Source organism: Polycladidibacter stylochi, from assembly GCF_001562055.1.
Classification (GTDB): domain Bacteria; phylum Pseudomonadota; class Alphaproteobacteria; order Rhizobiales; family Stappiaceae; genus Pseudovibrio; species Pseudovibrio stylochi.
The window spans coordinates 17389-29719 of the sequence record NZ_LLWE01000030.1 but is presented as its reverse complement, the minus strand read 5'-3'; the positions used below and the strand labels follow the sequence as shown (position 1 = coordinate 29719).

The window sequence follows — 12331 nt, the reverse complement described above, 5'->3', positions numbered from 1 at the left end:
GTGACCTTATTTATAATCATTCAGCTATTAGTATTGGAGAATAACCATCGGCCGACAGTTTGGCAGAAAGAGTCACCACATCTTGTAGATTGGTTTCTTTAGCTGGCAGAATAACCAGTTTGCGAGACTTTGGCTGTTGGCTTAGCTCTTGTCGTAATTGATCAAAGTTAAGCTCTTTTCCAAAAGCAAAGTAGTTTTCTTCTGACTTTACTCGAACCAAAAGAGGTCTTTCATTACCTTGGGTTGTTTGCCCACTATTGCCTGTAGCAACTGGCAAACGCTGGTATTTAGAAAACGTCGAGGCCAACATGAAAAACATAAGAAGCAGAAAAATAACATCAATAAGCGATGTCAGACCTAATGGCTTGGCTTTGGCAGTTACATTTTTAAGATGCATCTTTAACCAGTCCGAAGCTTTTCTGATCTCTTATTTTTGTGTCTGCTGCTCTTATCACTTGTGCGGGCTGGCCGGTGGCAATAGGTGCTGACGTAAATAGCATGGTTATGCAGTCTTCCATCACCAACTGAAGCTTTTCAACTCTAGCTTCAAAATAGGCCTGCAGAACGGATGTGGGTATGGCCACCGCCAAGCCAACAGCTGTTGTGAGCAGCGCGACCCATATTCCACCCGCAAGTGCTGCCGGATCAACTTGTGCCCCTGCTGATGCCATAGACTGAAAGGCTTCAATCATACCCAAAACGGTACCAAACAAGCCTAGAAGTGGTGCTATTTGCGCAATCATATCCATAGCGCGATGGCCCAAGCGCACTTCGTCAAGCTTCACCATACAAAAACGTTCAATTTCTTCACGTTGTTGTTGCTCTGTTAACTGCCCATGAAGACGTAAGCGCATTAAGGCTGCAAGGCACTGGCCCATGAGACTTTTTTCATTCTCTGCTTCTTGCAGGGCAATTTCTTTATTACCTGCACACCAAAGTTTTGCCAGTCCTCGCGCCCGTTTGTTTTTGGCAACACCAACTCGTTTGAATTGCCAAATTTTATAGAGTGTGATGGCAAGGGAAAGAACGCTCAATACAAGCAGAATCGCAACAACAAACCCACCCTTGGTAAGTAAGTCGACAAGTGGCTGTAAGTACTGGTTTAAAAGTGATGTTTCTAACAATGGTTTATTCCTAGAGGCTCATAATCTGCGGATTTGGATTACAAAATCAATTTTGTCGCGATACGTGAATTGATTGATAAAAGGTCAAGGCACGTTGTTGGCTCTAAACCCTTACCCTCACAGAGTGAGACATCATTTACCAATACGCTGGAGATACTATCGCAGCTGGTCTGTGGTAAATCATATTGCTGTACGCGTGTTTTGCCCTTTGGCAAACGCCCCGATTCCAATGTCAGTAAATCACCAACGCCACCTTCGGCGTCGATTAGAATTAAATCTACAGCCATGTCTGTGATTTCGGTGCCGGTTTTATTCACCAGCATCAAAGACATGCGGCAGGCGCTTTCAACCTGCTGAGTATTGTTGAGCTGAAACACAATTGCGGACTTGGTAGCTTGCTCTGATGCGAATACTGCTGTTGGTAGCAGTACTGTGAGTATGGCTGGCATCCTGCGCAAAGATTTGAACATTACTTTCCCTTAGTAACTGCAGCTAGTTTCTCATCTAAAATCTAGTGCTGGCTAATCACTGAGGGAGAGAGACGTGATGTGGCTTGCATTAAGATATTACTGATATTCACAATCAACAGTGGTGGACGCGATCACCAAATTATGAACATCAGGCATTGCACTTTTACCCAAAGTTGAATATGTAAGTCAAGTTATAAGATTCTGCAGTTGATTATTATTCTCAATTGCGTTGACTTCGAGCCATACAGCTATTGGAGATAATTATGGAGCTAAATCCGGGACAAGGCACTCAGAAATCACAGTTTTCCATGGCAATGAACAAAACAGTTAATAGTAAGGAGCTGTTCGAGGGCGCTAAAGAGATTCAAATATCTCATAACGATGATACTTATAGGCTAACGATTACGAAGTTGGGCAAGCTGATTCTCACCAAATAAATTGTCGGGCCTTTGCTTAATCGCTTTTATTGGTTGTAAAATTAATAAAACTAAAAATTGTAAAGCTATTGCGCCTTTTAAAATATTTGCGCAATGCCAATAGCCCACCGCAGTTTGAAACTGCGATGGGCTTTTTTGTTATTTCATAGTCGTTTTTACGGAGAAGCTATCGCCATCGACTTTAAACAGTGCATAAGAGCCTGGAACGTCACCTTTGGCATTGAAATCAAGCGATCCGGAAGCGCCCTGATAATCAATTGCCTTACCCGCTTTAATTAATTCCAGAGCCTTTTTCCATTCACCGGCTTCGACTTTCTCACCTTCACCATTAGATGCGCTGGCGATTGCAGCGGCAACTTTTGCTTTATCACCACCAGCAATTTCGACACCCAGTGCCATCAGGAAAGCCGCATCATAAGATGTTGTGGCGAAAATAGCATCTGCGCTACCACCTGCCTCAGTAAATGCCTTGGTGAATTTTGCATTACTATCGGATGCTTCACCAACTGGAGATGAGGATGTGAAGGTGGTGAGGTTCTCTGCGCCCAGCTCCTTAATAATCGCTTCAGACTTCATGCCGTCGCCGCCAACGAAGTTTTCAAAGAAGCCATTTTCCAATGATTGACGAAGGATGGTAAGACCTGTGCCGTCACCGTAGTCGAAAATAACCAGAGTGTCTGCACCGCCACTTGCCAACTCGGCCAAGTTGGAGCGGTAAGAGGCTTTCCCCTCTTCATGTGCAGCATAGCCTGCTACTTCACCGCCCTTGCTGGTGAATTCGGCTTTAAATGCACCGGCAAGGCCAGAGCCGTAATCGTTGTTCAAGTAGGCGACTGCAACTTTCTTGGTTCCTTGTGCCAATAAAGTACGAGCGAGAGCACGGCCTTGGTAGTCGTCGGATGGAACTGTACGGAATACTTTATCACCATCATCCAACCCAGTAATTTCTGGGGAAGTGCCTGAAGGCGTGATGAGCGCAACACCTGCTGGAATAGTTACCGAGTTTGCTACTGCCAAAACGGCACCCGAACAATGGGGACCTATGAGGCCAACAATTTGCTCAACATTAACAAGTTTGGTCGCTGCATCAACACCGTTTTGCGGGTTACATGCGCTATCGCCCAAAATTGCTTCAAGCTTTTGGCCACCCAGAACACCACCTTGAGCGTTAACCTGTGCGATTGCCAGTTTTGAAGCTGCAATCATTGAAGGCGACATGGCGGCAATTGGCCCTGAGATACCGCCTAATAGGCCAACTTTGACATCTGCCATTGCCGCCGTTGTTAGCGCTGTGGTTGCCAATGCACCTGCCATAAGAATTTTAGCTAGTTTCATATTCCCCTCCAGAAGGTTCTTTGAATAGCGGACAATTGTCCGTTTATGCTGATTGCGCGGGAGATGGTTCAGCCTCTCCCTTGTTGTTATTGCTTGTTTGTTGGTCTGATGTGCTAGTGCTGCTCTTTGCTGTTTCCGGCAGAATTCCTTCCGGTCGGAAACGCAACACCAATTGCAACAATAAACCAATAATGAAAATACGAAGGTACTTGGCTTTGATCGCATATTCTGCTGGTAAGCTATCTGTTACAAACTCAGACATGGACCAAATAATCCATACAACCACGACACCAAGTATCGCGCCCTTGTTATTGCCGGACCCACCTAAAATGAGCATGATCCATACGAGGAATGTTGCAATCATCGGATCAATGGCTTCCGGGGTAATGGAGCGGTAATAGTGGGCGAGCATCGCCCCGCCGAGACCCATAATCGCAGAGCCGAAAACAAACGCCTGCAAGCGCCGAGCTTCAATATTTTTACCCATAGCATTGGCTGCAGCTTCGTTATCACGAATGGCACGCATCATGCGGCCCCAAGGTGCTTTAAGCTGTCGCTCAATCATGTAATAAACTAGGAACAGGGCAATCATCACCAACGCCAAGTAGGAGAGCTGGGTATATAAGTACTCAAAATCTGAGAACGGTCGCGGGATTTTAGAAATGCCCCTCGCCCCACCTGTTAGCCACCCTTCAGACTTAATAACGAGGCGAATGATCTCGGCAATACCGATTGTAGCGATAGCCAGATAATCGGATCTAAAGCGTAGGCAAATTTTGCCTATCGGCCATGCTATTGCCCCTGCTGCAAGCATTGAAGCCAGCCAACCAACAATAACTGGAAGCTCATAACCGCCCAAGCGCCCCTCGGCAGCAGCACTGGTCAAGATCGCCGATGTGTAGGCGCCAACAGCAAAAAAGCCTGCAACACCTGCATTAAACAGGCCGGTAAAACCCCATTGTATATTCAAGGCCAACGCCAATATCGCATAGATACCGATGAAAATTGCCATATATACGGCGTAGTTAAGATATCCAAGTAATTCCATCAGGACCTCCTATAGCAGCTTGCCTTTTAGAAGGCCCGTTGGACGAACCAGCAATATGACGATCAATATGGCAAATGCCATTGCGGCTTTGTATTCGCTTGGTAACACCAGTACCGAGAGTTCTTCGGCAACACCAACGACGAGCCCTCCAAGGACAGCGCCTTCCACACGGCCCACGCCGCCCAGAATAGCCGCTGCAAACATTGGCAGCAGCATGGTCCAGCCCATCATAGATTTCAGCTCGGTATTTAGCCCCAAGAAGAAACCCGAGGCGGCACAAAGAGCGCCAACAATTGCCCATGTTAACATGGTGGTCAGGCGATTATCGACACCGGATAGCAAGGCAAGATCCGGGTTATCCGACATGGCACGCATGGCTTTGCCCCACTTGGTTTTTTGCAGGAACAGCCACAGCGCCCCGGTGATGGCAAACATTGCTAGCAGTGTGTAGAGCTCGCGGTCTCGTATTCGAAAGCCCCAGTAGTTATCGGGCCGTACAATACCACGGGTATAAGTCTCGGTATCAACGCCCCAGATCACTTGAATGAGCGAGCGGAGCATTAATGCAATACCCAGTGAAGCCATAACAGTGATTATCTTGGGCCGCTCCGAAAGATAATCGTAGAAAACCTTATCAATTCCAACAGCCAAAGCTGCGCAGATAACCATTGCAACCGGCAAAGCTATCCACGGGTTAACACCTGTCGTGGCAACAACGGCAAGAGCGGTAAAAGCGCCAAATGTGGCCAAGTCCCCATGGGCCAAATGCGCAAACCGTAAAATACCAAATACCAGAGTAATACCCACTGCACCAAGTGCATAGATGGAGCCAAGCACCAAACCGGGAATGACATAAAAGTTAATAAGTTCGTAGATTCCCATATCACCCACCGAGAAACATTTCTGCTACTTCTTGATCAGCAAGTAGCGCTGCACCTGTGCCTTCGTGCCGGTTATGGCCACTTGCCAGAACATAGCCACGATCAGCAAATGCCAGCGCTTGCTTGGCGTGTTGTTCGACCAACAGTACGGCCAAACCCTCTTCACGCAGGTTGCAGGTTATTTCGAATATTTGATCCATGTATTTGGGGGAAAGGCCCGCTGTGGGCTCATCAAGTAAAATCAAGCTCGGGTCCAACATCAAGGCGCGGCCCATTGCTACCATTTGGCGTTGACCACCTGAAAGATTTCCCGCGTGCGCATAACGGCGTTCTTTCAAATCCGGGAAAAGCTGAAAAACCTTATCGAATGCGGCCGAGCAATCGCCCTTTCGCAAAAAGGCCCCCATCTCCAGGTTTTCCAAAATGGTCATATCGCGAAAGATGTTATTCACTTGCGGAACATAGCAAACACCATGCTTGACGATATTGTTAGGTTTCCAGCCTGCAATATCGGTATTTGCAACGTTTATTTGTCCACCGCGCACATTAAGTAGCCCGAATATCGCTTTCATTGCTGTGGACTTACCCGCCCCGTTGGGACCAATAATAGCCACCAACTCACCGGCATGGACTTGCATACTGACGCCATGCAGAATATCGGCATCGCCATAACCGCCACGCACATCTTGCATATCCAGAACGAGCTGTTTATTCACAGGATTACCAGCAACCTGGCTTGGGGGAGCGCTTTCTAGCACACTTGTCATTTTATGCTTCCCCGTGTGTAACGACTTCACCCAAATATGCTTCCAGCACACGCGGGTCTTGACGCACTTTTTGGAAGTCGCCTTCAATTAATACAGTGCCTTCTGCCATACAGATGACTGGCTGGCAGAGTTTTTCTATCATTTCCATATCATGCTCAATCAGGATGAAAGTATAGCCGCGCTGTTGATTGAGAATTTGAATTTTCTCTTCCAACTTACGCAGTAGTGTGCGGTTCACACCTGCGGCCGGCTCATCCAGTAAAACAAGCTTTGCGTCTGTCATCATGGTGCGACCCAGCTCAAGCAGCTTCTTCTGTCCTCCAGAAAGTGCACCGGCCAGTTGACTGGCAACATGGGTCATTTCCAAGAATTCGAGTGTCTGCCAAGCTTTTTCACGCAAAGCTTTTTCCTGGCGCGCAACTGCATTTGGCTGAAACCAGTTTGCCCAAAGGTTTTCACCTGCTTGTTTTGGCGGCACCATCATCAAATTCTCAAGAACCGTGAGGCGATGGAACTCATGCGGTATTTGAAAAGTTCTCACCAAACCACGGTGAAATAACTGATCGGAAGACAGCTTGGTAACATCTTTACCCAAAAAACGTATTTTGCCTGCAGTGGGCTGGAATGCGCCTGCCACCAAATTAAAAAGCGTCGTTTTGCCTGCGCCATTAGGGCCAACCAAACCCGTTATTGTTCCTTCTTGTACTTTAAAACTGCAATCACACACGGCCTTAAAGCCACCAAAGCTCATTGTGAGCTGATCAACTTCGAGCATGTTCCTCCTCAGGGGCGCCTATTATTGTTTTTTTATTGCCCACCTACACTACGCAGTTATGCCATTTAGCATTTCATGCTTCAATTTTGTAGTTTTACTAGGTTGAGATACAGCCTATTTTCATAGGATTTCAATAGAATTTTTGCATTTAAGTGTAAAATAAGGGATTTTTTATTTGGATATCCCCGTTAACAGCCTTTATTGCACCAAATTCAATAGTTTTTGCCAATTTATTGGATACAAGCCCTATGCAAGGGTACGGTGATAGTTCCCATCGAAATAATCATGGCGAAGATGCGCAGAAATCACTCTGCTCATATCCAAAGAATGCATATATATTCCCGCTAAATATTAGCCTTGCATTTTGGGGGTACTTAGGAAACAATATTTTTAATATACTTTTGCTAAGTAATCTATGAGTAGACATCAAATACCACTGTGTTTGTTTGATGTAGAAGTATGCGTAGAACTGTTTGAGGATTTTGTTCATACACAAGCTGAGTGATTTACCCAATCCAAGTTCCTCAAAAATGTCATAGATTTAGTTTAGAGAGCACAGTAAGTTATTGTGCTGACCACCCCATAATAAAACTCAGCCTTTAAAAAATGGAACAAGAGGGCACCCCTCGCAATAAGTAATAAAGAAGAAAATAATGATTGTTACGAAGCTCGCACAAAAGTCCCCATACGGGAGAGCGCGTCAATACGCTGCCCTCCCTTTCAGGAAATTGCCAAATGGTACAGTAGAAGTGTTACTTATCACTTCTCGTGAAACCAAACGGTGGATTATACCCAAAGGCTGGCCCATGAAAAATAAAAGTGGCGCTGAGACTGCCGAGCTAGAAGCCTATGAAGAGGCTGGTGTTAAAGGGCAAGTACAAGAGCACCCTATTGGGTATTATGGCTACCTCAAACAACGCGAAGGCAAAGAACCACTTGCTTGTGAGGTTGAAGTCTACGGGCTAAAAGTACGCGAGCTGGTACAAGAATGGCCAGAGAAACATGAGCGTGAGCGTAAGTGGTTTTCTCTAAAAGAAGCAAGTCAGTTGGTCCATGAGGGCGAGTTGAAAAAAATTCTGTTAGGCATGCACGGCATACAAGGACCGCAAGTTTCTAAACGATATCCACGTGGCGTCACGAGGCTTGCCGCTAAAAGAGCTGGGAAGTTTCTAGAGCGTATCGGTATCTAGCTGGTTATTTCTCAAGCAACGTATTACTCTGGTGCTATGTTTGTATTGTGGGCCGTTGATTACCTTGCCCATAATTGCATTTGCATGTCGATCATTGAGTAAAGCGAGTGAGAGCAATAAATGAAAATTGCAGCTGTAACAATTTCTGACCGAGCTAGCACAGGCGAATACGAAGATAAAAGTGGTCCCGCCATTTTGGAGTATATCCAAAACGCAGTTGTTACCCCCTATGAGCCTTTGCATATAATCATAGCCGATGGCGTGGAGAGCGTTCGTGATTGCTTGGTTAAACTTGCAGACGAAGACGAAGTAGACCTTATTCTTACCACTGGTGGTACAGGCCCCTCCCCTCGGGATTTAACCCCAGAAGCCATGCAACAAGTTTTAGAAAAGGAATTACTTGGCTTTGGTGAGTTAATGCGCCAAGTGAGCCTGCGTGAAGTTCCTACTGCGATTTTGTCCCGTCAAACAGCAGGAATTCGCAATAAGTCCCTGATCATTAACCTACCTGGCAAGCCAGCTGCGATCAAAACATGCCTTGATGCTGTTTTTCCTGCCGTACCGTATTGCCTCGATTTAATTGAAGCTGGTCGGATTGAAACCGACCCGAAGGTGATTGAAGTATTTCGGCCTAAAAAGAAATAATAATAATATGGGCGGCGCTATCGTCGCCCTCACCTGTTTGTTTGAGGCTGTTTACTTAACTTTCGCCCCAGATGCTATGAAGGTCACTCATTAGCGGACGTCCCGTTGTCAAACGTGGCTCTTCTACAGTGCCTAGCGAGATAAAGCAGAGGAACTGCTCGTTCTCTTGCAGCCCCAATCCATCGTGAAAGCTTTTAAGTTGAACACTACGCCCGCTTGTAACCCGGCTAGCCAGACCTTGCGCTTCGGCCATGAGCAAGAGATTTTGCAGGCCGGCACCAGCACTTACCCATTGCTCTTGAGTGGGTATAGCGCATTCTTTACTTTCATCTAACGTTACAATCATCATAAGCAGCATTGGACCTTTAAATGCTTTGGAGCGTGCCCTTTCTATTGCTGCCTCATCTGCATTTGGTTCCAGTTCCCTATGACATTTCGCAAATAGCTGTGCCAGCTTCTCACGCCCTTTATCACTCACCTCCATAAAGCGAAAGGGGCGTAGTTTGCCATGATCCGGTGCTGTTCCAGCCGCTTCTATCATGTTTTGCAGCTGAACACTCGTCGGCGCGGGGCCTTGCATTTTTTTCAGGGAGGCCGAATTACGTCCTTCCAATAAGGCCGCAAGGGAAAACTCTAATTTATTCATTGTATTAACCCTATAATCCCTCCCAACAACTCGGGAAGTCTAGCACCCTTTCTAGTTTGCTGCATCATCGATGCACTTCGCTAGAATACTTATTGTTATTAGCCCATATCTTGGGCAAGTTGAAACCCAATGTAATCAATAATTACAATGGAGAATGCTTTGCGCATTACGATTAGCGTTGATATTGAAGGTGTTGCCGGCGTTTGCGAGGCGGCGCAAGGGGTCCGTGGCAATAGCGAATACGAAAGTGCACGCCGGCTTATGAGCGAAGAGGCCAACGCTGCAATCCGCGGTGCATTTTCAGGTGGTGCCAGCGAGGTCGTCGTGGCAGATTCTCACGGGATGATGCGCAATTTATTGGCCGAAGAACTCGACCCGCGCGCACGCATTATTTCAGGCAAGCCACGTCCTCTTTCTATGATTGAGGGCGTGCAAGCAACAGATGCCGGAATTGTATTGATTGGGTACCATGCCGGTGCCAATCATCGTGGCGTTTTGGCACACACGATATCAGGGCAGGCTTTCCGTCAAATCACAATTAATGATGTGCATGCCAGTGAGACAACTCTTTTTGCCGGTTATGCCAGCGAAATTGGTGTGCCGCTTTTGGCTGTTAGCGGTGATGATGCGCTTGCATGTGAAGTTGGCTCGCAGTTTCCCAGCTGCCAATGTATTGTCGTTAAGCAAGCCCTTGGGGCTGCTATGTGCAACAGCCTTTCGCCGGTTAAGGCGCGCGAACTGATTGAAAAGAAGGTAAAACAAGCCGTTAGTAATGCAGCTGGGATGAAGGCAGATGCCCCAACCAAACCACCGCTTCATGTTAAAGTTGACCTCAACAAACAGATCTTTGCAGATGCCGCTGAGCTGGTGCCAACCCTGCACCGAAGCGGTGCACAGCAGATTGAGTTCACAGCCGATTCCCATAAAAGTGCCATAGGTATTTTAAGTACACTGGCACTGCTCGCAAAAGCGCTTGCATAACAATTAACCTTATAAACGGCTTCGCAATAATGCCATTATCTGGGGTGTGTTCATTTTGCGGGCACATCTCAGTTTGAGTTGAAATCAACTAACGAAGATAACCGCACTTTTGCAGCCAATTTTATGAAATCAATTTTAGGATAATGGCGCACCGGGGAGGATTCGAACCCCCGACCCCCAGATTCGTAGTCTGGTGCTCTATCCAGCTGAGCTACCGGTGCATATATAGGCGCTTTGGCCAATTTCACTAGAGCGTCATATTACGCTACTAGGATAATGGCGCACCGGGGAGGATTCGAACCCCCGACCCCCAGATTCGTAGTCTGGTGCTCTATCCAGCTGAGCTACCGGTGCAGGTTTAGTGTTCCATCGGGAACGGAGGCTTATGTACCCAGCTCTTGTGCAGTTGGCAAGCAAAACCTGATAATTTTTGTTTTTTTTTATCGCATTGGGGATAAAGCCATTGATTGGTTTTGCTTTTTTCAATGGATGGGCAAGTAGTCTAGTAAGGAGCTTTTAGGGAGATTCAGAAAGTGGCAAGCTGATTTGAAAGCATGCTCCTTGGCTGTTTTCATTGACCAAAGCAATTTTTCCTCCGTGAGCCGATATTATTTCATGAGCTATTGCCAAGCCTAATCCCGTACCTCCTGCCTTACCATGGGTGGCAAAGGCTTTAAAAAGCTTTTCTCTTTGCAGCTCTGACAGCCCCGGCCCCGTGTCGGATACAATAATATCCAGTGCGCTGTCCTTTTTTTGGGCCGATATGCTTAATTGCTTGGGTCGTACGCTTTGCCTATCGTTTTGCATGGCCTGCACCGAATTGCGCGCTAGATTCAGCAAAACTCTTAATAACTGCTCTGGATCCGCCTCTAGTCGCTGCTCTTTTGACACCTCATTGAAATATCGAATTTGATTTTGTTGCGGTAAGCCAAGTATTTCAAATAGATCATCAACAAGTGGTCGCAATTGAACCTGTCGCAATTGCGGTGTTGCCTCTTCAGCCTTGCCATAAGATAACACCGAGGTTGTGTATTGAATTGCCCTATCCAACGTACCTAAAAGCTTGGGCGTGATACGCTGAACTGTGGGGTCTGGCAGCGTTTCCAAGCGTTCCATAAGCAATTGAGCGGATGCGAGCAAATTTCGTAGGTCATGATTAATTTTCGAAACGGCAAGTCCTAAGTCGGCCATACGTTTTTGCTGATGAAGTGTTCTGTTTAATTTGTTTTGCATGTCCAGCAATTGCAGCTCCGCTTCACCAAGCTCATCTCGTCGGCCACTGGGTTTTATTTTTTGCCGCAAATCTTCTGGTGCCTTTGCAAAGCTTTGCATTGAGGTCGAAAGTTGTTGGAGAGGACGCACCAAGAGCCAACGTAGGCTGAGGTACACAAGAGATGCTGTTATGATTGAAATGACAAGTGATAGTAAAAGTATATTAAATCCATAGGCCAGCATCGCACTTCGCAATTTGGAATAGGGAATGAGCATTTCTACGCTTTTGTTCATGGGCGAACTGAGCTGGCCGTAAACACGCATATTGCCTGTATCAAGGCCAATCAAAACCCTCAGTGCCAACCAAATATCTTGAATTGGTGCCATCCTCGTAATGTCGATTTTCGTTGCTTGGTGGCTTTCCGGCATCGCACTTGCAATTAACCTCGCCTCACCACCTTCGATGAGCCGTATCTCTAAGGCACCGGTTGCCGTTAGTAGGCTGTTTTGCATGGACCGGTCTAACTGGCTGCTTTGCTGTAATAAGCTGGCAGCCACACCGGCAACATTGAGCTTGTCTTGCAACCAGGTAATGCGATAGTTGGCGATGGAAGGAATAAATATTAGTACCTCACTGAGCATTACGAACAAAAGTGTCAGCACAAGTAGCTTGAATGAAAGGCCATTTGCGCGAAGTGGCCACCTATGGTTAGCTCCTCCTGTCATTGCTAGGCTATTTTGCTGTTTACGGCTTTGTCTGCTCAATAGATCGTCCTTGCAAATTTAACGTAAAGTCAGCCTAACAAGTTTTACATGGCAA

14 protein-coding genes and 2 tRNA genes are annotated in these 12331 nt (G+C 46.6%); 4 read left to right on the top strand and 12 right to left on the bottom strand.

Going from position 1 to position 12331, the window contains the following annotated elements; genetic code table 11:
- Positions 1–16: 16 nt before the first annotated feature.
- Genes AYK67_RS13510 through AYK67_RS13500 form a run of 3 tightly spaced genes read right to left on the bottom strand, consistent with a single transcriptional unit; the run spans position 17 to position 1594 of the window.
- The gene (locus AYK67_RS13510; RefSeq protein ID WP_068087806.1) at positions 17–397 is read right to left on the bottom strand and encodes an ExbD/TolR family protein; all 381 of its coding nucleotides are present in this window, start codon (positions 395–397) and stop codon (positions 17–19) included.
- Positions 387–1124 (bottom strand): MotA/TolQ/ExbB proton channel family protein, encoded by a 738-nt coding sequence (locus AYK67_RS13505; protein ID WP_068087805.1) that lies wholly within the window; start codon positions 1122–1124, stop codon positions 387–389. The genes AYK67_RS13510 and AYK67_RS13505 overlap by 11 nt, the downstream gene beginning before the upstream one ends.
- Before the next feature lie 38 nt (positions 1125–1162).
- Positions 1163–1594: a hypothetical protein gene (locus AYK67_RS13500; RefSeq protein ID WP_068087803.1), complete on the bottom strand. Its 432-nt coding sequence runs from the start codon at positions 1592–1594 to the stop codon at positions 1163–1165.
- 263 nt (positions 1595–1857) lie between these two features.
- Here AYK67_RS13500 and hemP point away from each other — a divergent pair, with 263 nt between their 5' ends.
- Positions 1858–2031, top strand: coding sequence for a hemin uptake protein HemP (gene hemP / locus AYK67_RS16955; RefSeq protein ID WP_082735821.1), 174 nt, complete (start codon positions 1858–1860; stop codon positions 2029–2031).
- A gap of 138 nt (positions 2032–2169) precedes the next feature.
- Here the strand turns inward: hemP and AYK67_RS13495 are convergent, their stop codons facing one another.
- From AYK67_RS13495 to AYK67_RS13475, 5 genes are all read right to left on the bottom strand, one after another.
- Entirely contained in the window at positions 2170–3366 is a 1197-nt protein-coding gene (locus AYK67_RS13495; protein WP_068087801.1) for an ABC transporter substrate-binding protein, read from the bottom strand.
- Positions 3367–3409: 43 nt separating this feature from the next.
- Positions 3410–4414, bottom strand: coding sequence for a branched-chain amino acid ABC transporter permease (locus tag AYK67_RS13490; RefSeq protein ID WP_068087798.1), 1005 nt, complete (start codon positions 4412–4414; stop codon positions 3410–3412).
- Positions 4415–4423: 9 nt separating this feature from the next.
- Entirely contained in the window at positions 4424–5296 is an 873-nt protein-coding gene (locus tag AYK67_RS13485; protein ID WP_068087797.1) for a branched-chain amino acid ABC transporter permease, read from the bottom strand.
- 1 nt (position 5297) lies between these two features.
- Complete coding sequence (locus AYK67_RS13480) at positions 5298–5987, bottom strand: ABC transporter ATP-binding protein (RefSeq protein WP_068087978.1); 690 nt, start codon at positions 5985–5987, stop codon at positions 5298–5300.
- A 76-nt stretch (positions 5988–6063) separates the two neighbouring features.
- Entirely contained in the window at positions 6064–6837 is a 774-nt protein-coding gene (locus tag AYK67_RS13475; RefSeq protein ID WP_068087794.1) for an ABC transporter ATP-binding protein, read from the bottom strand.
- Between the two features lie 806 nt (positions 6838–7643).
- Between AYK67_RS13475 and AYK67_RS13470 the strand changes: the two genes are divergently transcribed.
- Both AYK67_RS13470 and mog read left to right on the top strand, forming a co-directional pair.
- Positions 7644–8027, top strand: a complete 384-nt coding sequence (locus AYK67_RS13470; RefSeq protein ID WP_244266927.1) for an NUDIX hydrolase — start codon at positions 7644–7646, stop codon at positions 8025–8027.
- A gap of 120 nt (positions 8028–8147) precedes the next feature.
- On the top strand, positions 8148–8672 hold the full coding sequence (gene mog, locus AYK67_RS13465; RefSeq protein WP_068087792.1) for a molybdopterin adenylyltransferase: 525 nt from the start codon (positions 8148–8150) through the stop codon (positions 8670–8672).
- Between the two features lie 55 nt (positions 8673–8727).
- Here mog and AYK67_RS13460 read toward each other — a convergent pair whose 3' ends face one another.
- Positions 8728–9318, bottom strand: coding sequence for a nitroreductase family protein (locus tag AYK67_RS13460; protein WP_068087789.1), 591 nt, complete (start codon positions 9316–9318; stop codon positions 8728–8730).
- A 159-nt stretch (positions 9319–9477) separates the two neighbouring features.
- Here AYK67_RS13460 and AYK67_RS13455 point away from each other — a divergent pair, with 159 nt between their 5' ends.
- A complete protein-coding gene (locus tag AYK67_RS13455; protein WP_068087975.1) occupies positions 9478–10299 on the top strand; it encodes a M55 family metallopeptidase in 822 nt (273 codons plus the stop codon).
- Between the two features lie 144 nt (positions 10300–10443).
- On the opposite strand, the gene AYK67_RS13450 is transcribed toward AYK67_RS13455, so the two are convergent.
- The 3 genes from AYK67_RS13450 to AYK67_RS13440 form a co-directional block, all read right to left on the bottom strand.
- Positions 10444–10520, bottom strand: a tRNA-Arg gene (locus AYK67_RS13450).
- 56 nt (positions 10521–10576) lie between these two features.
- Positions 10577–10653, bottom strand: a tRNA-Arg gene (locus tag AYK67_RS13445).
- A 162-nt stretch (positions 10654–10815) separates the two neighbouring features.
- On the bottom strand, positions 10816–12276 hold the full coding sequence (locus AYK67_RS13440; RefSeq protein ID WP_162265112.1) for a sensor histidine kinase: 1461 nt from the start codon (positions 12274–12276) through the stop codon (positions 10816–10818).
- Positions 12277–12331: the final 55 nt, after the last annotated feature.

Excerpts from the sequence above, each read along its gene's own strand:
- AYK67_RS13480 (WP_068087978.1), bottom strand. The coding sequence starts at position 5,987 with ATGCAAGATGTGCGTGGCGGTTATGGCGATGCCGATATTCTGCATGGC.
- AYK67_RS13460 (WP_068087789.1), bottom strand. The coding sequence starts at position 9,318 with ATGAATAAATTAGAGTTTTCCCTTGCGGCCTTATTGGAAGGACGTAAT.
- AYK67_RS13500 (WP_068087803.1), bottom strand. The coding sequence starts at position 1,594 with ATGTTCAAATCTTTGCGCAGGATGCCAGCCATACTCACAGTACTGCTA.
- AYK67_RS13485 (WP_068087797.1), bottom strand. The coding sequence starts at position 5,296 with ATGGGAATCTACGAACTTATTAACTTTTATGTCATTCCCGGTTTGGTG.
- mog (WP_068087792.1), top strand. The coding sequence starts at position 8,148 with ATGAAAATTGCAGCTGTAACAATTTCTGACCGAGCTAGCACAGGCGAA.
- AYK67_RS13490 (WP_068087798.1), bottom strand. The coding sequence starts at position 4,414 with ATGGAATTACTTGGATATCTTAACTACGCCGTATATATGGCAATTTTC.
- AYK67_RS13510 (WP_068087806.1), bottom strand. The coding sequence starts at position 397 with ATGCATCTTAAAAATGTAACTGCCAAAGCCAAGCCATTAGGTCTGACA.
- AYK67_RS13475 (WP_068087794.1), bottom strand. The coding sequence starts at position 6,837 with ATGCTCGAAGTTGATCAGCTCACAATGAGCTTTGGTGGCTTTAAGGCC.
- AYK67_RS13470 (WP_244266927.1), top strand. The coding sequence starts at position 7,644 with ATGAAAAATAAAAGTGGCGCTGAGACTGCCGAGCTAGAAGCCTATGAA.
- hemP (WP_082735821.1), top strand. The coding sequence starts at position 1,858 with ATGGAGCTAAATCCGGGACAAGGCACTCAGAAATCACAGTTTTCCATG.
- AYK67_RS13495 (WP_068087801.1), bottom strand. The coding sequence starts at position 3,366 with ATGAAACTAGCTAAAATTCTTATGGCAGGTGCATTGGCAACCACAGCG.